Source organism: Rhodopseudomonas sp. (genome assembly GCF_036404135.1).
Classification (GTDB): Bacteria; Pseudomonadota; Alphaproteobacteria; order Rhizobiales; family Xanthobacteraceae; genus Rhodopseudomonas_A.
Window position 1 is genome coordinate 1 of sequence record NZ_DASWPE010000152.1, and the last position, 20872, is coordinate 20872.

Here is a 20872-nt window from a genome sequence, read left to right on the forward strand (position 1 = left end):
GCTCGACCTGACGCACGAAGCACTGACCCGGCTCGGCCTAGGCCGCGCCCGCATCGCCGTCGCCGCCCTGAACCCGCACGCCGGCGAAGGCGGCCTCTTCGGACGCCACGATATCGACATCGCCGCCCCAGTCATCGCCCAAGCCGTCGCGGACGGCATGGACGTCGTCGGACCCGTGCCGGGCGACACCGTGTTCGTCAAACTGCGCGCCGGCCAATACGACGCCGTGATCGCGAACTACCACGACCAGGGCCACATCCCAGTCAAGCTGCTCGGCTTTGATATCGACCCGGCCACCGGCACCTGGAACGACCTCTCCGGCGTCAACATCACCCTCGGCCTGCCGATCATCCGCACCTCGGTCGATCACGGCACCGCCTTCGACATCGCCGGCAAGGGCATCGCCAGCGAGACCTCGCTGCTCGAAGCGATCGACTACGCCGTGAAATTGGCCGCCGCCCGTCTCCACAACAGGACTTGATAATGGCCGTAAACCTGTCTCAGCCGATCGACCTTCTCCGTCCGCCGCAGATCCTGTTCGGGTCCGGCGTCGCCGCGCGCGTCGGCGACTGGGTCGGCAAGCGCCATCTGAACAAGGCTTTCGTCGTCGCCGACAGCTTCAATGCGACGCGCGTCGATGTGCTGAAGCTCGGCTGCGAGACGATCGTGTTTGACAGCTTCCGGCCCGAACCGGACGCCGCGGATCTCGAACGGCTGCTGGCGGCGGTCGAAGCCGCCAAGCCCGATCTGATCATCGGCTTTGGCGGCGGCAGCGCGATGGATCTCGCCAAGCTCGCCGCGGTGCTGCCCGGCAGCGGCCAGCACTTCATGGACGTCGTCGGTCCGGACAAGGTTCTCGGCCGCACCCCCGCGCTGGTTCAGGTGCCGACCACCGCCGGCACCGGCAGCGAGGCCGGGACCCGCGCGCTGGTCACCGATCCGAACACGCTCGCCAAGCTCGCGGTGCAGAGCGACCACATGCTGGCCGATCTCGCCGCGGTCGATCCCGACCTGACTCTCAGCGTGCCGCGCGCCGTGACCGTCGCGACCGGCGTCGACGCGCTGGCGCATTGCGTCGAGGCCTACACCAACAAGAAGGCGCATCCGACCATCGATCTCTACGCGCTGGAAGGCATTCGGCTGGTCGGCCACTGGCTGCCGCGCGTGGCCGAGAACGGCGCCGACCGCGAAGCCCGCGCCGGCATGGCGCTGGCGTCGCTCTATGGCGGCTTCTGTCTCGGTCCGGTGAATACCGCGGGAGGCCACGCGGTCGCCTATCCGCTCGGCTCGCGTCATCACATTCCGCACGGCGCCGCCAATGCGCTGATCTTCCCGCATATGCTGGCCTTCAACGCGCCCGCGGCCGCCGAGCGCACCGCGACGATCCTTGCGGCACTGGGCCTTCAGGCGAACTCCGATCCCGCCGCCGTGTTCGCGGTCACGCATAAATGGTGCGTCGAGCTCGGCTGCGAGATGCGGCTGTCGGCGCTCGGCGTTCCCGCTGACGATTTGCCGATCATGGCCGACGAGGCGCACGCCATCCGCCGGCTGCTCGACAACAACCCGCGCGATCTGACGCGCGACGACATTCTCGCCATCTACCGCGCCGCCGCCTAAGGCCAGGAAGGAAACCACATGACCAGGATCTTTGGACCATTCGTCGCCATCGTCACCCCGTTCGACGCCAGCGAGGACATCAGCGAACCCGCACTGCGTCGCCAGGTCGAGCGCCAGGCCAAAGCCGGCAACGGCGTGTTCTGCGCCGGCACCAATGGCGAGTTCTACGCGCTGTCGTTCCAGGAAAAACTCCGCGTCGCCGAGATCTGCGTCGAGGCCGCCGCCGGGCGGGTGCCGGTGCTGGCCCATATCGGCGAAATTTCGACCCACGAAACCATTGCGCTTGGCAAGCTCATCGAGAAGCTCGGCGTCAAGGCGATGTCGGCGATCACGCCGTCCTTCATCGCCTGTTCGCAATCCGAGCTGATCGATCACTATCGCCGCGTCGCCGACGCACTGTCGAAGCCGGTCTATCTGTACAATATCCCGGCCCGCACCGGGAACACGATCCAGCCGGATACCGCGCGCATTCTTGCCGATCACCCCAACATCATCGGCATCAAGGACAGCGCGGGCTCCCAGGAAAGCCTCGATGCCTTCCTCGCCATCGCCCGCGAGCGCAAGGATTTCGACGTGCTGGTCGGCGCCGACTCCCTGGTGCTGCACGGCCTGCAGAACGGCGCCGCCGGCTGCATCTCTGGTCTCGGCAACATCTCGCCGGTGACGCTCAACGCGATTCACAAGTCGTTCGTCGCCGGCGAAGCCGCCTTGGCGGCCAAGCACCAGGACCACTATTCGAGCCTGCGCAAGCAACTCTACGCCCACGGCTTCCCGCCGGCGCTGGTGAAGCGCGCGCTGCGTCTGGCGATGCCTGAGGTCGGAGCGAGCCGTGCGCCGGTGCTGATTTCCGACGAGGTCAACGAGAAGGTGCGAGAGATTTCACAGCGCTTCGCCGAAGCGATCGACTGATCGACGGCAACCGGAAATGCATTGAAAGGGAGGACAAAAATGAGCGATGTTGCAGCGTTGCCGACGAGTTCCTTGGTGAAAGCTACCAACATCCGTTGGATCGTCGCCGGCCTGATGTGGTCGGCGATCGCGATCAATTACATCGACCGCACCGTGCTGTCGGCGGCGGCGCCGCATCTCAGCTCGGAATTGTCGATTCCTGCGGACCAGATGGGCTTCATCCTGTCGGCGTTCTTCTGGTCTTATGCGCTGCTGCAAATCCCGGCCGGCTATTTTGCGGACCGCTTTGGCCAGAAGATCGGGCTTGGCGCCTCTGTCGGTCTGTGGTCGCTCGCCACCTCCGCGACCGGGCTCGCCACCGGCTTCTATTCTTTGTTCGCGATGCGTCTTGGTCTCGGCGTCGGCGAGGCCGGCGCCTATCCGAGCAATGCCGGCATCGCCTCGAAATGGTTCCCCGACGGCGAGCGCGCGACGATCTCCGGGCTGTTCGACAGCGCCTCGAAATTCGGCGGCGCGATCGCCATGCCGCTGATCGTCTGGCTGATCGCGTTGGTCGGCTGGCGCATGACCTTCGTGGTGATCGGCGGCATCGGCGTGGTCTGGGCGATCATCTGGTGGTGGTTCTACACCGAGACGCCCGAAACCCATCCGATGGCGAACAAGGCGGAGGTCGATTACATCCGCGACGGCCAGGCGATGAAGCATGGCGAGGACAAGACCATTGCGATGCGATGGTACGAGCTGCTGCGTTATCGCAACATCTGGGCGATGTGCCTCGGCTTCTTCACCATCAACTATATCTCGTATTTCTTCATCACGTGGCTGCCGACCTACCTGGTCAAGGAGAAGGGCATGGGGATGATCCAGATGGGATTCATCGCCGCGCTGCCGCTGTTGGCCGGTCTGGTCGCAGAAATCGTCGCCGGCATGCTGTCCGACCGCGTGGTGCGCTCCAAGCGGCTGTCGCTGACCGCGACCCGCAAGCTGTTCCTGATCGCCGGCCTGACGATGGCGCTGTGCATCGGGCTCGCCGCGGTCGCCGAGAGCGTGGTACTGACCGTGACGCTGCTGTGCATCGCCAAGGCCGGCACCACGATCGCTGCCTCGCAGGTCTGGGCCTTGCCCGGCGACGTCGCGCCGAAAAACATGGCCAGCGTGGTCGCCGGCCTGCAGAACATGGTGTCGAATTTCGGCGGCGTGGTCGGCCCGATCGTCACCGGCTTCATCGTCGCGCAGACCGGATCGTTCAACGCGGCGCTGTTGTTCTCGGCGGGCATCGGACTGCTCGGCATCCTCAACTACGCCCTGCTGCTCGGCAAGGTCGAGCCGATCCGGGCGTGAGCCGCAGCGAAAACTGGAAGGGATAGATCATGGCGTTCACCGTTGTCAGCCTCGGCGGCCCCGTCGCCGCCGAGGGCGAGGACATGTTGCGCGAGGCCGGCGTCACCTCGCTGCATACCGCGGCCTATCCGATCAAGCAGGAGGCGGTCGAGTTGCTCGGCCGCTCCGGCGCCGATGCCATCATCGTCCGCCTGGTCGAGCGGATCGACGCCGACCTGATGAAGGCGTCGCCGAATCTGAAGGTCGTCGCCAAGCACGGCGCCGGCACCAACGAGATCGACCTCGCAGCGGCGAAGGCGCTCGGCCTGCCGGTGCTCGCCGCCGTCGGCGCCAACGCGCATTCGGTCGCCGAACACGCCTTGATGCTGATGCTCGCGCTGATCAAGGATGTGCGCAACCAGGACGCCTATGTGCGCGGCGGCGGCTGGGACAAGAAGGGCTACCGCGGCCGTGAATTGCGCGGCCGGGTGCTGGGCCTGATCGGCATCGGCATGATCGGTCGGGCGCTGGCGGCGATGGTGCAGCCGATCGGCATGACCACCATCGCCTACGATCCGTTCGCGCCCGAAGCGGCGTTCGGTCCGCACGCCCGCAGGGTGGAGTCGCTCGACGCGCTGTTGGCGGATTCTGACATCGTCAGCCTGCATTGTCCGCTGACCCCGCAGACCCAGAACCTGATCGACGCCCGCGCCTTGGGCCTGATGAAACCGGGCGCGCTGCTGATCAACACCGCGCGCGGCGAGGTGGTCGACGAGGCGGCGCTGTTCGATGCGCTGACGTCCGGTCGGCTCGCGGCGGCGGGACTCGACAGTTTCGCGGTCGAGCCGCCGGCCAAGGACAATCCGCTGTGGACCCTGCCCAACGTGATCGTGACGCCGCATTGCGGCGGCGTCACCGAGGAAGCGCGGCGCGAAGTCTCGTTGATGACGGTGCGTAACGTGCTGACGCTGCTGCGGGGCGGGGCCGTCGATCAGCGCTGCCTGGTCAATCGATAGATGCGATCGCAAGCTGCGCGATAGCCGCGTCCCGCGTCGTTCGGGAGCGACAACCGCGGCGACGATCTCGGCGCATTGCGGGCTCCGCAGCAGTTTCGCCGCGCAGCCGCCGCCGATATCCGGCTCGCCGCAGCGTCAGCCGCAAAGCACACAGCCTGGGCCTCGGTCGCGGATGCGACCGGGGCCCAGGCTGTTTTGCATCCGGCCGTGCGTCCGGCATTTGCAGCCGGCCGGCTGCCGGATCGCCGCCGGCCGCGGCAAAGATTTCCGATTTGTCCGCTGTCTGACGGAATTCGCCGCGGGGTTGGCCTACTCCACGGCCGATCCCCGCGGGGCAGGCAACAGGACGGATGCGGTCCATGGCTCATATTTCGTTTCTTGGCTGGCTTGGCCTGTTGCTTACGGTGGCTGGTGAAATCACCGCGCTGCTGCAATTGCGCGATCTCAAGCGCCTGCTGATCGCCTCGTGCGTCGCCGAAATCGGCTATGTTCTCATGGGGTTCGGCGTGGGAACCCTGACCGGCGACACCGGCGCGATCATGCATCTGGGCTACCAATTGGTGATGCGCGCGCTGCTGCTCGTCGCGGCTTGGCACCTGATCCGCCGCACCGGCTCCTCGAAACTGGTCGATCTGGTCGGCAGCGTCGAGCGCTTCCCGTTCGTGTCGCTGATGTTCGGCTTCGGCATGTTCTCGGTGATGGGGCTGTCGCCGTTCAAGGGCGCGTTCTCCAAATTCATTATTCTGTACGCCGCGATCGAAAACGGCGACTGGCTGCTCGCGGTCGGCGGCACGCTCGCCAGCATCATCGCCGCGGTGTATTTCATCCGCACCGTGCAGGTGGTGTGCTTCCAGCGCCAGAGCCATGGCATCCTCAAGGACAAACCGATCTCGTTCTTCGCCATCACCCCGCGCGACGCGCCGATGGTGGTGCTGGCGCTCGCCACCATCGTGATGAGTCTTTATCCCGACCCTTTCCTGGCGATGGCCGCCACCGCCGCCGGCATGGTCGATCATTCCGCGCTGCCGGAATTCGAGACCGCCTGGAGCGCGCCGGTGCTGCTGCCTTATGTCGGCGGGTTCCTGCTGTTCGTGCTCGGCCGGTTCTCCACCTCGCTGCGCAGCGTCGGCGCCGTGGTGATCGCGGCGGCGACGCTGGCGCTGGTGGCGTTCACCCTGAAGCGCGGCGACGTCGGCGATTATTTCGCGCTGATCTTCGCCGGCGTCGGCCTCGCCGTCGCGGTGTATTCGGTCCGCTACATCGCGCATTCGCACGCCATCAACCGCTATTTCTTCTTCCTGTTCGTGATGATCGGCTCGCTGATCGGCGTCGCTACCGCGGAGCATCTCGGCAATTTCTATCTCTTCTGGGAGCTGATGACCTGGAGCTCGTATCTGTTGGTGATCCACGAGCAGACCGACAAGGCGCTCAAGGCAGGAATGAAATATTTCCTGATCTGCACCTCCGGCGCCTATGTGATGCATCTCGGCATCCTGTTGCTGCACACCCAGCTCGGCAGCTTCGAGCTCAGCGAGATTGCCGAGCGCGCGTCGCAGCTGTCGCCGGCGATGGGCTGGCTGATCGCTGCCACCTTCCTGGTCGGGCTCGGCGCCAAGGCCGGGCTGTTTCCGCTGCATAGCTGGTTGCCGGACGCCCATCCGGTGGCGCCATCGTCGATCTCGGCGCCGATGTCCGGCATCCTGACGAAGGCCGGCATTCTCGGCATCGTGAAGCTGCTGTTCGCGGTGTTCGGCGCGGCGAGTTTCGTGCATCTCGACGTGTTCGGCGGGCTCACCGCGCCGGGCGTGGTGCTGATTACGCTGGGCTGCGTCACCTTCCTGATCGGCGAGATCCAGGCCTATCGGCAGGTCGATATCAAGCGGCTATTGGCCTATTCGACGCTGGCGCAGATCGGCGAGATTACGATGGTGATCGGCGTCGGCACTTATTTGGCGCTGGCCGGCGCGCTGGTGCATGTCGCCAATCACGCCATCATGAAGACGCTGCTGTTCTTCTGCGCCGGCGCGCTGATCATGCGCGCCAAGGGCCAGACCCTCGATGCCTTGAACGGCATCGGCCGCAAGATGCCGTTCACCGCGTTCTGCATGGGCATCGGCCTGTTGGCGATCATGAGCGTGCCGCCGTTCGGTGGGTTCGTCGGCAAGTTCCTGATGATCTATGCCTGCGTCGAGGCCGGCCAGATCCCGGTGGCGATGGTGATGCTGTTCGGCGGCGTGATCGGCGCGATGTATTACGCCCGCATCCTGCGCGCGGTGTTCTTCGCGCCGTATCGCGGCCCGGAGATCGCCGAGGCGTCGCTGTCGATGCGAATCGTGCTTGGCGCGCTGGCCGCGTTGTGTGTGGTGAACGGGCTGTATCCCGACGCCGTGCTGCATTTCGTGGTGCCGGTGGTGGATCGGCTGGCCGCGCACAGCGAATTGGCTCGCGCAGCCTTGCCGCCCCTGACCATGCAGTGGTCGCTCGCCGCCGCGATCGCCGCGCTCGGCGCCGTCGCGGTCTATCTCTTCGGCCGCGGCCGCCCGCTGCGCGCCGGCGTGCTCTCGGTGGCGGTGATGGCCGCTGCATTGGCCGGCGTGCTGCTGCAGGCGGCGAGCTACGACGCGCTGTCGTTCTGGTACGCCGCGGCGATCGTGGCGATGGGCGGCATCAACCTGTGCTATTCGATCGGCTATATGGCGCACGGCCATGCCCAGAACAGGTTCTTCTTCTACTTCCTGGCGATGATCGCCGGACTGCTCGGCGTCACCGCCAGCGGCAATCTGTTCTCGTTCTTCGCCTTCTGGGAGCTGATGAGCAGCTGGACGCTGTATCTGGTGATCAGCCACGACGAAACCGCGGAAGCGCTGCGCGAAGGCACCAAGTATTTCATCTTCAATTTCGTCGGCGCCAGCGTGCTGTTCCTCGGCGTCACCATGCTGGCCTCAGTCGCCGGCACCTTCCAGATCGCTGAATTGGCCGCAGCTGTCGGCAAGCTGCCGGCGGTCGCGCTGCTGGTTCCGGTCAGCCTGATCTTCGCCGGCTTCCTGATGAAAGCCGCGCAATTGCCGCTGCGGATCGATTACCAGATGCACACCGTGCCGGCGCCGACGCCCGTTTCCGGCTACATCTCCGCGGTGCTGCTGAAGGTCGGCCCCTACGGCATTTTGAAATTTTTCGTGGTGCTGGGCGCCGGCGCGACCTTCACCAGGATCGCCAGCATTTCAGCCTGGATGCCGAACCTGATGCAGGTGGTGGCGGTGATCGCCGCGATCACGCTGCTCTATGCCGGCGCGATGGCGGTGGTGCAGACCGGCATCAAACGGCTGTTGATCTATAGCACCGTGAGCCAGCTCGGTTACATCCTGCTCGGGATTTCGCTCGGCACCTCGCTCGGCATCGCCAGCGGCTTGATGCACGCCGCCAACCACATGCTGCTGAAGGATGTGCTGTTTCTGGTCGCCGGCTGCATCCTGGCGCAGGCGCATATCACTAGCCTCGACGAACTCGGCGGACTGGGGCGGAAAATGCCGATCACCTTCGGCATCTTGCTGTTCGCCGGGCTGTCGCTGGCGGGGATTCCGCCGCTCAACGGCTTCGGCTCGAAATGGCTGATCTATCAGGCGGCGTTCCAGAGCGGGCACTATCTGCTGGCGCTGGCGGCGCTGATGTCGAGCCTGTTCACTTTGGCCGCAGTGCTGAAATTCGCCCACACCGCCTTCATGGGACAATTGTCGCCGGTTGCGGCCGGCATGAAGGAAGCCCCGGCGGTGATGCTGGCGCCGATGCTGCTCTTGGTCGCGGCCAGCGTTGCGGTCGGCGTGTTTCCCGGCCTGCTGCTGGTGCCGATCGCCGGCATCCAGACCAGTCTTGGGCTTGAGCCGATCGAGGCAAGCTGGCTCGGCGGGCTGCCCGGATCGTTCAATCCGCTGCTGCTCAGCGTGGCGCTCGCCGGCGTCGGCCTGATCGGTTGGCTGTATTGCCGGATCGCCGGCAGCACCAGGGTCGCGAGCTACGTCCACACCGGCGGTGTGATGAATATCCCCAACGCCCGCATGCACATGCCGGCCTCGGCGCTGTACGAGACGCCGGAGCGGCTGATCCGGCTCGCACTTCGGGCCGAACCCGCGATCGAAAGTCACCACCATGATTAAGGACGCGCTCTGGACCCTGCTCGCCGTCGTGGTGTTTCCCGGCGGATTGTTCGCGATGGCCCTGGGCCTCGCGCTGAAAGGCGTCGAGCGCCGCGCCATCGCCCGGTTGCAGCGCCGGATCGGGCCGCCGCTCGTGCAGCCGTTCTACGATCTCATCAAGCTGATGCGCAAACGCACGCTTATCCCCGACACCGCCAATCCATTCGTATTCCTGACGGTGCCGCTGATCGGCCTCGCGGCGATGGGCGTCGCCGCGGCGATGATCCCGATCCCCGGCTTCTACCAGCCGAGCCCGATGCTCGGCGACCTGATCGTGCTGTTCTATCTGGTCTCGGTGCCGGCGGTGGCGTTGATGCTGGCGGGCTCCGCCTCCGGCTCGCCCTATGGCGCGATCGGCTTCTCCCGCGAGATGGCGATCGTACTGGCCTATGAGGGGCCAATCCTGCTGTCGCTGGTCGCGGTGGCGCTGCACGCCGGCTCGGTGATGGGCCAGCCGATCGCGCTCAATCTGTCCGACATCGTCGCCTATCAGCAGCGCCACGGCGCGTTCCTGTTCGATCCCTGGCTGCTGCCGGCGTTCCTGACCTATCTGAGCTTCATCCCGGCCAATCTCGGCATCGCGCCGTTCGACATTCCGGAGGCCGAGGCCGAAGTGCTGGAAGGGCCGCTGGTGGAATATTCCGGCCCGCCGCTCGGCCTGTTGAAGCTCACCTCGGCGATCAAAAGCGTGGTGGTGATCGGGCTCGGCGTCGCGCTGTTCTTTCCCAACGGGCCGGACGGCATCGCCGGCCTCATGGTGTTCGCGCTGAAATGCCTGGTGATGGTGCTGGCCGGCGCGCTGCTGAAGGCCGCGGTCGGCCGGATGCGGATCGATCAGGCGGTGCTGTTCTATCTGAAGTGGCCGGAGCTGCTCGGCGTTGCCGGGTTGGTTCTCGTCGCGGCGCGGCTTTAAGGAGCGATGCTCATGAATTTGTTTTCGACCGCGGCGAAAAAGTCACCCTGGCTGTATCGCATCAACGCCGGCTCCTGCAACGGCTGCGACGTCGAGCTCGCCACCACCGCCTGCATTCCGCGCTACGACGTCGAGCGGCTCGGCTGCCAATATTGCGGCAGCCCGAAGCACGCCGACATCGTGCTGATCACCGGGCCGCTGACCGCGCGGGTCAAGGACCGGGTGCTGCGGGTGTTCGAGGAAATTCCCGACCCCAAGGTCACCGTCGCGGTCGGGATCTGTCCGATCTCCGGCGGCGTGTTCCGCGAAAGCTACGCGATCGAGGGGCCGATCGATCGCTATCTGCCGGTCGACGTCAACGTCCCCGGCTGTCCGCCGCGGCCGCAGGCGATCATCGAAGGCATCGCCATGGCCATCGAAATCTGGGCCAAGCGGACATAGGAGCGGATCGTGGCATTCCTGAAAATCCTCTGGGACAATCTGCGCAAGGGGCCTTCGACCGAAGCGTTTCCGTTCGGCGAAGCGACCACGCCCGCCGGCTATCGCGGCAAGGTGACGTTCGACGAAGCCACCTGCGTCGGCTGCAACATGTGCGAGCACGTCTGCGCCGCCGGCGCGATCCGCTTCGCCGAGGCCGAGGACGGCCTGCATTTCGTGATCTGGCACAACACCTGCGTATCCTGCGGGCTGTGCGCCTATTACTGCCCGACCAAGGCGATCAAGCTCAGCAACGACTGGCACCTGTCGCATCTGCAGCAGGACAAATACGCCCAGCTCGACCATGCCGTGGTTGCCTATAAGCGCTGCACGTCGTGCGGCGACAAGCTGCTGCCGACCGGCAGCGTGCTGACACAGCTCGCCTACAAGGGACCGAATCCGCGCGCCGAGCGGCTGATGGATCTGTGCCCGGAGTGCCGGCGCAAGGCGAGCTACAGAGGAGAGATGATATGAGCGATGCATCCAGCATCAAGGATCGGGTGATGTCCGTCGCCCGCATGATCCGCGGCGATTTCTCGATCAGCGAAGACCGCCACGGTCGGGTCACCGCCTGGATCACGCTGGCCGACAAGGACGACCTCATCGCGGCGTGCCGCGCGCTGAAAGCGTTCGACGCAAGGCTGAGCATGATCACGGCGCTCGCCGATCAACAGGCCGGCTGCAACCAGATCGCCTATCATTTCGACATCGAGGGCTCGACCGTCACCATCAAGGTGACGCTCGCGAGCGGCGCCAGCGTCGACAGCATCGTGACGCTGTTCCGCAACGCCGACTGGCACGAACGCGAATTCATGGAGTTCTACGACATCAAGACCAATGGCCGGACCGACAATCGCCGGCTGTTCCTCGACGAAAGCGTCGACGGCCGGGTGATGGAGCGGCTGATTCCGCTCTCCGTGATTTCCAACGCCGCCTCGACCAACATGCTGTTCGAGCGGCTGATCACCGATCGGGAGAAGCAACGATGAAATCCTTCAACATGCCGGTCGGCCCGCTGCACGTCTCGCTCGAGGAGCCGATGTATTTCCGCATCGACGTCGAGGGCGAGAAGGTTGCCGGGCTGGAGATCACCGCCGGCCACGTCCATCGCGGCATCGAATATCTCACCGCCAAGCGCAACATCTACCAGAACCTGGCGCTGATCGAGCGGGTCTGCTCGCTGTGCTCCAATAGCCATCCGGAAGCCTATTGCATGGCGCTGGAGACCATCGCCGGCATTGAGGTGCCGGAGCGCGCGCAATATCTGCGGGTGTTCGCCGATGAGATCAAGCGCGTCGCCTCGCACATGTTCAACGTCGCGATCCTGGCGCATGTGGTCGGCTTCGAATCGCTGTTCATGCATGTGATGGAAGCGCGCGAGATCATGCAGGACACCAAGGAGACCGTGTTCGGCAATCGCATGGACCTCGCCGCCAATATCATCGGCGGGGTGAAATACGATATCGACGCCGCTCAGTCGGCCTACATCATTGCCCAGCTCGACCGGCTGGAGCCGCTGCTGCTGAACGAGATCATCCCGGTCTACGAGAGCAACGCCACGATCCAGGGGCGCACCCGCGGCGTCGGCCAGATCAGCCGCGAACACTGCATCGAATACGGTCTGATGGGTCCGGTGGCGCGCGGCGCCGGCTACGGCTACGATGTGCGCACCGCGGCGCCCTATGCGGTCTATGACAAGATGGACGTCGAAGTGATCAGCTATCCGGACGGCGACGTCTGGTCGCGCGCCATGGTGCGGCTGAAGGAGGTGGCGGTCTCGATCCGGCTGTTGCGGCAATGCCTGCGTGACCTGCCGGACGGTGCGACCGACGCCGGCCCCTTGCCGTTCATTCCGGCCGGCGAGGCGGTCACCAAGGTCGAGGCGCCGCGCGGCGAACTCGTCTACTACGTCAACACCAACGGAACCGATATTCCGGCGCGGGTGAAATGGCGGGTGCCGAGCTACATGAACTGGGACGTGCTGCATCTGATGATGGTGGGCGAGGGGATCTCCGACATTCCCTTGATTGTCAACAGCATCGATCCTTGCATTTCCTGCACCGAGCGCTGACGCGCCAGGATCAGACATCGCCCGGCCGTCTTGCGCGAAGGCCGTTCAGCGAAACCGGGCATTAAAGCCCGTCAAAGAAGCCATCCAGGGTGGCTCAGCAAGCCCCGGATGGCTTTCGCCGTTCGGCTGGCGCACCGCGCCGTCGTCGGCCGGCAAGCGCCGGGACGCGCGGCGTCTCGCCCGGTTTTGCAGCGTTCTAAATCTTTTTTCGATTTGTCATTTGGCGGACAGAACCGCCCGCGGCATCGGCCTAATCCACCACCACGACATGGTTCTGGGGTCCCCGAGATGCACGAGATCACAATCACTTGTGCCCTCATGCGGGTGGTGAACGAGGAGGTGCTGCGCCGCGGTGGCGGCAAGGTCTCCGCGATCACGATGACGATCGGAGGCCTCCAGGGCATCGAGCCGCGCGTGCTGCAATCGTCGTTCGATCTGCTGGCCGAAGACACCAACATGGCCGGCGCGCTGCTCAGGATCAACCGTCGCCCTGTGCGGGTGTTCTGCAGGGATTGCCAAGACGAGCGGGTGGCCGATCAGCGCTTCCGATGCGGCTCTTGCCAGGGAAGCGACGTCAGCATGCTGCCGTCGGAAGGAATGACCGTCGATGAGATCGTGGTCTGCGCCTAGCGGCGCGCAGCCAATGTAACAGGCCCGGAGGCCGACAGATGTCGCAACGACCCGCCAAAGAAAACGTCATCATCTATGCCGAGCCGGATCGCTGTCTGGCCTGCCATTCCTGCGAACTGGCCTGCGCCGTCGCGCACGGCGACGGCCACGATATCGTCAGCGCGGTCGCGGCGCATCTGCCGCTGCACGCCCGCAACCAGGTGGTGTCGGTCGACGGCGCCACCATGCCGATGCAGTGCCGGCAGTGCGAGGACGCGCCCTGCACCATGGTCTGCCCGACCGGATCGTGCCGCCAGGCCAACGGCCAGATCGAGATCGTCGAGCAGCAATGCATCGGCTGCAAGCTCTGCGTCATGGTCTGCCCGTTCGGCGCCATCACGGTGCGCTCCGAGGCCAAGCTCGGCCCGTCGTCGATCACCAACCGCGGCGTCGCCAAGAAGTGCGACCTGTGCAGCGACTGGCGCGCCGAGAACGGCAAGACCGATCCGGCCTGCGTCGAGGCCTGCCCGACCAAGGCGATCAAGATGGTCGATCTGATCGCCTACCGCGATGCGTTGCGACTGGCCCGCGCCCGCGAGCTCGCCCAAGCCCATCGTTCCCTGCGTATTTCGCTCTAATTGAAGAGGTTCTCCCGTGGCCTGCCTCGATTGTAACACCTGTTCGTCCGATCCCGCCGCCGTCCAGATGCTGGCGATTGCCGAAGCCAACAATATCGGCACGGCATGGAGCCGTCATGCCCAGCAGCAGCCGCAATGCGGCTTCGGCACCACCGGCCTGTGCTGCCGGATCTGCCTGAAAGGCCCGTGCCGGATCGATCCGTTCGGCCAGGGCCCGCAATTCGGCATCTGCGGCGCCGATCGTGACACCATCGTCGCGCGCCACCTGGTCCGCATGATGGCCGCCGGCGCCGCCGCGCATTCCGAGCACGGCCGCCATATCGCGCTGGCGATGCTGCATCTCAGCCAAGGCCATCTGCACGATTATTCGATCCGCGACGAAGAGAAATTGCGGGTCGTCGCCACGCGGCTCGGGGTCGCGACCGAGGGCCGCGACCTGATGACCATCGTCCGCGAACTCGCCGATCTCACGCTGCACGATTTCCAGAACCAGAACTACGACGAGCCGTGCCATTGGTTGTCGGCGTCGCTGCCGGCGCCGCGGCTGAAGAAGCTCGGCGACCTCGGGCTGTTGCCGCACAATATCGACGCCTCGGTGGCGCAGTCGATGTCGCGCACCCATCTCGGCTGCGACGCCGATCCGACCAACCTGATCCTCGGCGGACTGCGCGTGGCGCTGGCCGATCTCGACGGCGAGATGCTGGCGACCGAATTGTCCGACGCGTTGTTCGGCACGCCGAAGCCGATCGTGACCTCGTCGAATCTCGGCGTGATCAAGCGCGACGCCGTCAACGTCGCGGTCAACGGCCATAACCCCTTGTTGTCGGATATCATCTGCGACATCGCCGCTGACCTCAACGCCGAGGCGATCGCCGCCGGCGCCAAGGACGGCATCAACATCATCGGCATCTGCTGCACCGGCAACGAGGTGATGGTGCGCCACGGCATTCCGCTCGCCACCAACTATCTATCGCAGGAACTGCCGATCCTGACCGGCGCGCTCGACGCCATGGTGCTCGACGTGCAGTGCATCATGCCGTCGCTGCCGCGGGTTGCGGAGTGCTTCCACACCAAGATCATCACCACCGACAAGCAGAACAAGATCGCCGGCGCCACCCACATGGATTTCCAGGAGGCCAAGGCTTCGGAAAACGCCACCTCGATCGTGCGGATGGCGATCGAAGCGTTCAAGCATCGCGATCCGCGCCGCATCCAGATCCCCAACATTGCGCAGGAGGCGATCGTCGGCTTCAGCACCGAGGCGATCGTGGCGGCGCTCGCCACCATCAACGCCGAGGATCCGCTGCAGCCATTGGTTGACAACATCGTCAACGGCAATATCCAGGGCGTGGTACTGTTCGCCGGCTGCAACAACACCAAGACCCAGCAGGACAGCGCCTATATCGAGATCGCCCGCTCGCTGGCGAAACGCAACGTGCTGGTGCTCGCCACCGGCTGCGCCGCCGGCGCCTATGCCAAGGCCGGCATGATGACCCAGGACGCCACCCGGCAATATGCCGGCGAGGGCCTGAAAGGCGTGCTGACCGCGATCGGCGAATCCGCCGGGCTTGGCGGGCCGCTGCCGCTGGTGCTGCATATGGGCTCCTGCGTCGACAATAGCCGCGCCGTGGCGCTCGCCACCGCGCTCGCCAACAAGCTCGGCGTCGATATTTCCGATCTGCCGCTGGTCGCCTCGGCGCCGGAAGCGATGACCGAAAAGGCCGTGGTGATCGGCAGCTGGGCGGTGGCGCTCGGCATCCCGACCCATCTCGGCACCGTGCCGCCGATCGTCGGCTCCGACGTGGTGAGCCAACTCGTCACCACCACGGCGCGCGAGCTGCTCGGCGGCTACTTCATCGTCGAGACCGATCCGGCGATTGCCGCCGACAAGATGTTCGCCGCGATCCAGGAGCGTCGCAACGGGCTCGGCCTCCGCACCCTGGCCGCGCCGCTGATCCACGCGCTCGCCGCGGCGAAGCGCCCGGTGATCCCTGCGAGGCTGTCATGAAGATCGCGGTCACCGGAAAAGGCGGCGTCGGCAAATCCACCATCGTCGGCATGCTGGCCCGCGCGCTCGCCGACGACGGCTGGAAAGTGCTGGCGATCGACGCCGATCCCGACGCCAATCTGGCCTCGGCGATCGGGGTTTCGCCGGAGCGGCTGGCCGGCGTCACGCCGATCTCGAAGATGGTCGATCTGGCGCGCCAACGCACCGGCGCCCACGCCGGGATGGGCAGCCACTTCATCCTCAACCCGAAGGTCGACGACATTCCCGACCAGTTTTGCGTCGAGCATGCCGGCGTCAAGATGCTGCTGATGGGAACGGTGGATCACGCCGGCACTGGCTGCGTCTGTCCGGAGCACGCGCTGGTGCGGACCTTGCTGCGGCACATCCTGACTCGGCGCAAGGAATGCGTGCTGATCGACATGGAGGCCGGCATCGAGCATTTCGGCCGCGGCACCGTCGAGGCGGTGGACCTGTTGATCATCGTGGTCGAGCCCGGCGCGCGCAGCTTCCAGACCGCGCGGCAGATCGAGCAACTGGCCGGCGAACTCGGCATCAAGCAGATCTGTTACGTCGCCAACAAGGTGGCCTCGGAGCAGGACCGCGGCTTCATCGCCGAGCAATCGCAGCGCTGCGACCTGTTGGCCTCGTTGCCGTTCGACGCCGCGGTGCAGGCCGCCGACCAGGCCGGCGTGTCGTTCTACGATCTGGCCGAGGCGGGACGCGAGCGCGCGCATGCGCTGCAGCTGACGCTGCTCGATCGCATCGCGCCCACGCAGCAGCCGAAGGAGCAGATGCAATGTGCCTAGGAACCGTGGTCGTCAGCCGCACCGCCTCGACCGGCGCGGTTGAAGTCAAGGACGTCACCGCGATCAGCTTTGAGCCCGGCGCGGTGCGGGTCTCGACCCTGTTCGGGGACGAGCAATTGTTTTTGGGCGTCTCGATCCAGCGGATCGACATGCAAAAAGGCGTAATCGTCACTCTTATCGAGGAGAACACCCCATGACGCCACAGGACCAGGCCAAGGCGCGGCTGCGCGCCTATCTGGCGCATTTTATCGATCATGCGCAGGACCATGTCGCCGAGATCGAAGCGCAGCGCGGCGCCATCGGCGTCAATGCCAGGCTCGATGAGGCGCTGGACCAGGCGATGGCCGACGTGCAGCTGGCGCGGCGCTCGCTGGAGGCCGCGCTGCAGGAGATCGGCGGCAGCCCGGCGCGGGACGTGTTCTCGCACCACGCGCATGGCCATCAACCCCACCTTCACCACTCCCCGGAAAGTGTAGTGACACCCGGCTCCCATGATGTGACTGAGCATCATAAAGCCAAAATTGGAGGGCCGCGCCCGATCGCGTGACGACAGGGTTGCCGCGTTCGATCAACGCGGTCACAGCCCGATGTCGGACAGCTGGCGCCCGAGGCCCCTTGCGTGAGGGAAACGACATGCCGCCGCGCTTCAATATCGCCGATGTGTTGACCAGCCCATCCGGGGAGGGGTTCTTTAACGGCTTCAACGTGCGCAAGCACGACAAGGGAAGCATGATCTGCACCGGCGAGGGCGACGAGAACGGCGTATTCGTGGTGATGGGTGGCAAGCTGAAGGTCTATCTGGTCGGCGACGAGCGGGAAATGACGCTGTTCTACTTGGTCCCCGGCGATATCTTCTGCATGCACTCCGGCTGTCTGATCGAGGCCGTCGAGAAGAGCGAATTGCGCTTCACCGATATCCGCACCTTCAGCAAGAAACTGGAGCAGTGCCCGGCGATCGCCTTCGGACTGGTTTCGATTCTCGGCCGCGCGATCATGTCCTGCATGCGCACCATCGAGGATCTGATGTTTCACGACATCAAGCAAAGGATCGCGTGGTTCTTCGTCGACCGCGCCTCGAGCGAGGGAAAGGCTTCGGGAACCGGAATCACGCTGTCGGTCGAACTCACCATCGAGGAGATCGCCAATCTGATCGGCTCCTCGCGGCAGACCACCTCGACGGCGCTGAACAGCTTGATCAAGGAGGGCTACATCAGCCGCAAGGGCCGCACCGACTACACCATCCTCGACATGCCGCGGCTGACCATCGCGGCGGCCGGTCGGTTGCCGGCGGAGGAATGGTCGAGCGTGGGCAAGAAGATTCGCCCGCTCTAAAACACGATCCCGAAAACTGACCGCCGGTTTTCGGAACAGATCATGCTCAATCAAAAAGCTCGAGCAGGATGACGATTTGAAGAAGTCCTGCCGAGGCATCCGACGACGTTCGGCCATGACGAACGAACTCTGATGCAATTCGCACAAACGGTGCCGATGTTGCTCGGCGGCGTTCGCCCCACACGCATCAGCAGAAGAGGGTACGACCATGAACACCAACGTCATCAAGATCGCCGCGCTCGGCCTTGCAGCCGCGTTGCTGCCGAGCGTCGCCTTCGCCCATCCCGGCCTTGATCACCTCGGCGGAGTGGCGCACGGCTTCGCGCATCCGCTGTTCGGCTTCGACCACGTCTTTGCCATGGTCACCGTGGGGCTTCTGGCGTTCAAGCTCGGCGGCCGCGCGCTGTGGCTGCTGCCGGCGAGCTTCGTGCTGGTGATGGCCGGCGGTGGCGCGCTCGGCGCGGCCGGCATCGCCGTGCCGTTCGTTGAAGTCGGAATCGCCGCCTCGCTGATCGCGCTCGGCGCCATCGTTGCCAGCGGCGTCGCGATGCCGGTGGCGCTCGCCGTCGGCATGGTCGGATTCTTCGCGGTGTTTCACGGTCACGCGCATGGCGCGGAAATGCCGCAGGACGTCAGCGGGCTATCTTATGCATTCGGCTTCATGGCCGCCACCGCGCTGCTCCACGTCGGCGGCATCGGTCTTGGCTTTGCGATCGGCAAGGTCGGCGACCGGCTCGGCACGGCGGCGGTGCGCACCGCGGGCGGCGTGGTCGCCGCGGCCGGCGTCGGCCTGCTCAGCGGCATCATCTGACATTTGATTTTGCCGCCGCCCTAAAGACGGGCGGCGGTGGGCTTTGGCGAGCGATCGCCACATCGAACAGGAGGCGGGCCATGTGTGCGATCTGCGGCTGCGGCCAGGAAACCATTGACGGACAGCATCGCCACGACCACGCCGAGCTCGACGCCGCCGCGCATGCGGCGCTGCACGCGGCCGGCACCCCGCACGGCCATCACCACGATCATCCGCACGACCATGATCATCGTCACGCCGAACACGCCGAGCACGATCATGCGGCTATGCATTACGGCGCCGGCGCGGCCGGGGTTTCCGTATCGGGGCTCGACCAGCGCCAGGTCATCAAGCTGGAGCGCGCGGTGCTGGCGCACAACGACGGTCTCGCCGAAGCCAACCGCGCGCGTTTCGCGCAGGCCGGCATTCTGACGCTCAATTTGCTGTCGAGCCCGGGGTCGGGCAAGACCACACTGCTCTGCGCCACCATCACCGCGCTGGCCGGCCGATTGCCGGTGGCGGTGATCGAGGGCGATCAGCAGACCAGCTTCGACGCCGATCGCATCCGCGAGACCGGCGCGCCGGCGATCCAGGTCAACACCGGCAAGGGCTGTCATCTCGATGCCGCGATGGTGGCCGACGCCTTCGCGCGGCTCGATCTTGCCGAGGGTGGGGTGCTGTTCGTCGAGAACGTCGGCAATCTGGTCTGCCCGGCCGCCTTCGATCTCGGCGAGGCCGCCAAGGTGGTGATCCTGTCGGTCACCGAGGGCGAGGACAAGCCGCTGAAATATCCCGACATGTTCGCCGCCGCCGATCTGATGATCCTGAACAAGATCGATCTGGCGCCCTATGTCAGCTTCAATGTCGAACGCTGCCTGGAGCTGGCGCACCGGGTCAATCCGACCCTGCCGGTGCTGCAGCTCTCCGCCACCAGCGGCGAGGGCCTGGCGGCCTGGGTGGCGTGGATCGAAACCCAGCAACGCGCCATCGCGGCTCGCGCCACGCCATAGCGACGGCCGCCGCCGGTTTGGAGCGAATGTAGTCTGCCGCGGCCCGCGCGGCTTGCCGCGCTGCAATGGCAAAGTTAGGCTCTTTTCGCTTATCGAAAGGGCTTGATCGGGTGATGCCCGATGCTCCGGCCCCGGCAATCCGTGAGGCTTTCGGGGCGCGCCCGGGCCAGTGCAGGAGTGGATGACAAGTCGCGCGACCACAACGACACGGTCATCCTTGCAACGGGAAGGCGAAAGGTTTCCGCTGTTCTCCGGTGCGATGGTGGTGTCGGCCGGAATCACCCAGTTCGATCAGCCGAAGCGAGTGAATGCCGAACTGGCCGCCGGCGTGAAGACCGTGATGCTGCTCAGCGGGCGGTTGCGGATCCGGATCGGCGACGCCGGCGAGCGCGAGATCTGCGGCCCCGCGGTGCTGATGATCAGAAGCCTCCGCGGCGGCCAGCGCGACCAGGTGTTCGCCGCCGATGTGCCGGTCCGCTATGTCATCGTGCAGCTCGACGAAAAGCTGCTCGGCAGCGAGATCGCGGCGGCGTTCGATCGCTCGCCGCTGCAGGCGAGCGGCGGCAGCGCGCCCGGCGCGGTGCTGCTGTCCAGTTCGGCCGGCAATGATTTGCAGGCGGTGGCCGCGCAGATCATGAATTGCCCGATCCGCGGCGTCGAGCGCGAGTTGTATCTCGGCGGCAAGGCCATGCAACTGGTTGCGCTGGCGCTGTCGTCCTGCATCTCCGACGCGGACGACCATGACGGCCATCAGTTCTCCTCGAAGGATGTCGACCGCATCCGCCAGGCCCGCGATCTGCTGGTCGGCGCGATGCGCAACCCGCCCAGCCTGGACTCGCTGGCGCAGCAGACCGGCCTCAATGTGCGCAAGCTCAATCTCGGCTTTCGCCGGATCTATCGCTCCACCGCCTACGGCTTCCTGCAGGAATACCGGCTCGAGCAGGCCTACAAGCTGATTTCGTCGGGGGAAATGAGCGTCTCCGAAGCCGCCTATCACGTCGGCTATGGCGCCGCGCATTTTGCCACCGTGTTCCGCAAGCGGTTCGGCGTGTCGCCGAGCAGTCTGCGCTAGCGGGTGACTTCATCGCGGCAGTTTTTAACGCCACTAAACTGCACCGAAAGCCAGAGTTCGGCAAACGAAAGCCTTCGCCATTGTCCTCCTGCGG

At 65.4% G+C, this 20872-nt stretch carries 21 protein-coding genes; all 21 read left to right on the forward strand.

Going from position 1 to position 20872, the window contains the following annotated elements; genetic code table 11:
• Positions 1–481: 4-hydroxythreonine-4-phosphate dehydrogenase PdxA (locus tag VGC77_RS18075; RefSeq protein WP_331172949.1), on the forward strand; the 481-nt coding region annotated here is incomplete at its 5' end.
• A gap of 2 nt (positions 482–483) precedes the next feature.
• On the forward strand, positions 484–1617 hold the full coding sequence (locus VGC77_RS18080; protein ID WP_331172950.1) for an iron-containing alcohol dehydrogenase: 1134 nt from the start codon (positions 484–486) through the stop codon (positions 1615–1617).
• Between the two features lie 18 nt (positions 1618–1635).
• Positions 1636–2526 carry a dihydrodipicolinate synthase family protein gene (locus VGC77_RS18085; RefSeq protein WP_331172951.1) on the forward strand — a complete coding sequence of 297 codons (891 nt, stop codon included), beginning with the start codon at positions 1636–1638 and terminating at the stop codon, positions 2524–2526.
• Between the two features lie 39 nt (positions 2527–2565).
• Positions 2566–3867 (forward strand): MFS transporter, encoded by a 1302-nt coding sequence (locus tag VGC77_RS18090; RefSeq protein ID WP_331172952.1) that lies wholly within the window; start codon positions 2566–2568, stop codon positions 3865–3867.
• Between the two features lie 29 nt (positions 3868–3896).
• Complete coding sequence (locus VGC77_RS18095; protein WP_331172953.1) at positions 3897–4862, forward strand: hydroxyacid dehydrogenase; 966 nt, start codon at positions 3897–3899, stop codon at positions 4860–4862.
• 359 nt (positions 4863–5221) lie between these two features.
• Positions 5222–9013 carry a proton-conducting transporter membrane subunit gene (locus tag VGC77_RS18100; RefSeq protein ID WP_331172954.1) on the forward strand — a complete coding sequence of 1264 codons (3792 nt, stop codon included), beginning with the start codon at positions 5222–5224 and terminating at the stop codon, positions 9011–9013.
• On the forward strand, positions 9006–9965 hold the full coding sequence (locus VGC77_RS18105; RefSeq protein WP_331172955.1) for a complex I subunit 1 family protein: 960 nt from the start codon (positions 9006–9008) through the stop codon (positions 9963–9965). The genes VGC77_RS18100 and VGC77_RS18105 overlap by 8 nt, the downstream gene beginning before the upstream one ends.
• 12 nt (positions 9966–9977) lie before the next feature.
• Complete coding sequence (locus VGC77_RS18110) at positions 9978–10406, forward strand: NADH-quinone oxidoreductase subunit NuoB (protein WP_331172956.1); 429 nt, start codon at positions 9978–9980, stop codon at positions 10404–10406.
• Positions 10407–10415: 9 nt separating this feature from the next.
• Positions 10416–10916 carry a 4Fe-4S dicluster domain-containing protein gene (locus tag VGC77_RS18115; RefSeq protein WP_331172957.1) on the forward strand — a complete coding sequence of 167 codons (501 nt, stop codon included), beginning with the start codon at positions 10416–10418 and terminating at the stop codon, positions 10914–10916.
• On the forward strand, positions 10913–11431 hold the full coding sequence (locus VGC77_RS18120) for an NADH-quinone oxidoreductase subunit C (protein ID WP_331172958.1): 519 nt from the start codon (positions 10913–10915) through the stop codon (positions 11429–11431). Before VGC77_RS18115 ends, VGC77_RS18120 begins: the two co-directional genes overlap by 4 nt.
• Entirely contained in the window at positions 11428–12513 is a 1086-nt protein-coding gene (locus VGC77_RS18125) for a nickel-dependent hydrogenase large subunit (RefSeq protein ID WP_331172959.1), read from the forward strand. The genes VGC77_RS18120 and VGC77_RS18125 overlap by 4 nt, the downstream gene beginning before the upstream one ends.
• Before the next feature lie 288 nt (positions 12514–12801).
• Positions 12802–13143 (forward strand): hydrogenase maturation nickel metallochaperone HypA, encoded by a 342-nt coding sequence (locus VGC77_RS18130; protein ID WP_331172960.1) that lies wholly within the window; start codon positions 12802–12804, stop codon positions 13141–13143.
• Between the two features lie 38 nt (positions 13144–13181).
• Positions 13182–13760, forward strand: coding sequence for a 4Fe-4S dicluster domain-containing protein (locus VGC77_RS18135; RefSeq protein ID WP_331172961.1), 579 nt, complete (start codon positions 13182–13184; stop codon positions 13758–13760).
• 16 nt (positions 13761–13776) lie between these two features.
• A complete protein-coding gene (cooS, locus tag VGC77_RS18140; protein ID WP_331172962.1) occupies positions 13777–15768 on the forward strand; it encodes an anaerobic carbon-monoxide dehydrogenase catalytic subunit in 1992 nt (663 codons plus the stop codon).
• Entirely contained in the window at positions 15765–16574 is an 810-nt protein-coding gene (locus tag VGC77_RS18145; protein ID WP_331172963.1) for a carbon monoxide dehydrogenase accessory protein CooC, read from the forward strand. Before cooS ends, VGC77_RS18145 begins: the two co-directional genes overlap by 4 nt.
• Complete coding sequence (locus VGC77_RS18150; protein WP_331172964.1) at positions 16565–16771, forward strand: CooT family nickel-binding protein; 207 nt, start codon at positions 16565–16567, stop codon at positions 16769–16771. The genes VGC77_RS18145 and VGC77_RS18150 overlap by 10 nt, the downstream gene beginning before the upstream one ends.
• Positions 16768–17121, forward strand: a complete 354-nt coding sequence (locus tag VGC77_RS18155) for a hypothetical protein (RefSeq protein ID WP_331172965.1) — start codon at positions 16768–16770, stop codon at positions 17119–17121. The genes VGC77_RS18150 and VGC77_RS18155 overlap by 4 nt, the downstream gene beginning before the upstream one ends.
• A gap of 86 nt (positions 17122–17207) precedes the next feature.
• Positions 17208–17906: a Crp/Fnr family transcriptional regulator gene (locus tag VGC77_RS18160; RefSeq protein ID WP_331172966.1), complete on the forward strand. Its 699-nt coding sequence runs from the start codon at positions 17208–17210 to the stop codon at positions 17904–17906.
• 208 nt (positions 17907–18114) lie between these two features.
• On the forward strand, positions 18115–18717 hold the full coding sequence (locus VGC77_RS18165; RefSeq protein WP_331172967.1) for a HupE/UreJ family protein: 603 nt from the start codon (positions 18115–18117) through the stop codon (positions 18715–18717).
• Positions 18718–18797: 80 nt separating this feature from the next.
• A complete protein-coding gene (gene hypB, locus VGC77_RS18170; RefSeq protein ID WP_331172968.1) occupies positions 18798–19706 on the forward strand; it encodes a hydrogenase nickel incorporation protein HypB in 909 nt (302 codons plus the stop codon).
• Between the two features lie 217 nt (positions 19707–19923).
• Positions 19924–20778, forward strand: a complete 855-nt coding sequence (locus VGC77_RS18175) for an AraC family transcriptional regulator (RefSeq protein ID WP_331172969.1) — start codon at positions 19924–19926, stop codon at positions 20776–20778.
• Positions 20779–20872: the final 94 nt, after the last annotated feature.

Excerpts from the sequence above, each read along its gene's own strand:
- VGC77_RS18080 (WP_331172950.1), top strand. The coding sequence starts at position 484 with ATGGCCGTAAACCTGTCTCAGCCGATCGACCTTCTCCGTCCGCCGCAG.
- VGC77_RS18085 (WP_331172951.1), top strand. The coding sequence starts at position 1,636 with ATGACCAGGATCTTTGGACCATTCGTCGCCATCGTCACCCCGTTCGAC.
- VGC77_RS18090 (WP_331172952.1), top strand. The coding sequence starts at position 2,566 with ATGAGCGATGTTGCAGCGTTGCCGACGAGTTCCTTGGTGAAAGCTACC.
- VGC77_RS18095 (WP_331172953.1), top strand. The coding sequence starts at position 3,897 with ATGGCGTTCACCGTTGTCAGCCTCGGCGGCCCCGTCGCCGCCGAGGGC.
- VGC77_RS18100 (WP_331172954.1), top strand. The coding sequence starts at position 5,222 with ATGGCTCATATTTCGTTTCTTGGCTGGCTTGGCCTGTTGCTTACGGTG.
- VGC77_RS18105 (WP_331172955.1), top strand. The coding sequence starts at position 9,006 with ATGATTAAGGACGCGCTCTGGACCCTGCTCGCCGTCGTGGTGTTTCCC.
- VGC77_RS18110 (WP_331172956.1), top strand. The coding sequence starts at position 9,978 with ATGAATTTGTTTTCGACCGCGGCGAAAAAGTCACCCTGGCTGTATCGC.
- VGC77_RS18120 (WP_331172958.1), top strand. The coding sequence starts at position 10,913 with ATGAGCGATGCATCCAGCATCAAGGATCGGGTGATGTCCGTCGCCCGC.
- VGC77_RS18125 (WP_331172959.1), top strand. The coding sequence starts at position 11,428 with ATGAAATCCTTCAACATGCCGGTCGGCCCGCTGCACGTCTCGCTCGAG.
- VGC77_RS18130 (WP_331172960.1), top strand. The coding sequence starts at position 12,802 with ATGCACGAGATCACAATCACTTGTGCCCTCATGCGGGTGGTGAACGAG.
- VGC77_RS18135 (WP_331172961.1), top strand. The coding sequence starts at position 13,182 with ATGTCGCAACGACCCGCCAAAGAAAACGTCATCATCTATGCCGAGCCG.
- VGC77_RS18145 (WP_331172963.1), top strand. The coding sequence starts at position 15,765 with ATGAAGATCGCGGTCACCGGAAAAGGCGGCGTCGGCAAATCCACCATC.
- VGC77_RS18150 (WP_331172964.1), top strand. The coding sequence starts at position 16,565 with ATGTGCCTAGGAACCGTGGTCGTCAGCCGCACCGCCTCGACCGGCGCG.
- VGC77_RS18155 (WP_331172965.1), top strand. The coding sequence starts at position 16,768 with ATGACGCCACAGGACCAGGCCAAGGCGCGGCTGCGCGCCTATCTGGCG.
- VGC77_RS18160 (WP_331172966.1), top strand. The coding sequence starts at position 17,208 with ATGCCGCCGCGCTTCAATATCGCCGATGTGTTGACCAGCCCATCCGGG.
- VGC77_RS18165 (WP_331172967.1), top strand. The coding sequence starts at position 18,115 with ATGAACACCAACGTCATCAAGATCGCCGCGCTCGGCCTTGCAGCCGCG.
- hypB (WP_331172968.1), top strand. The coding sequence starts at position 18,798 with ATGTGTGCGATCTGCGGCTGCGGCCAGGAAACCATTGACGGACAGCAT.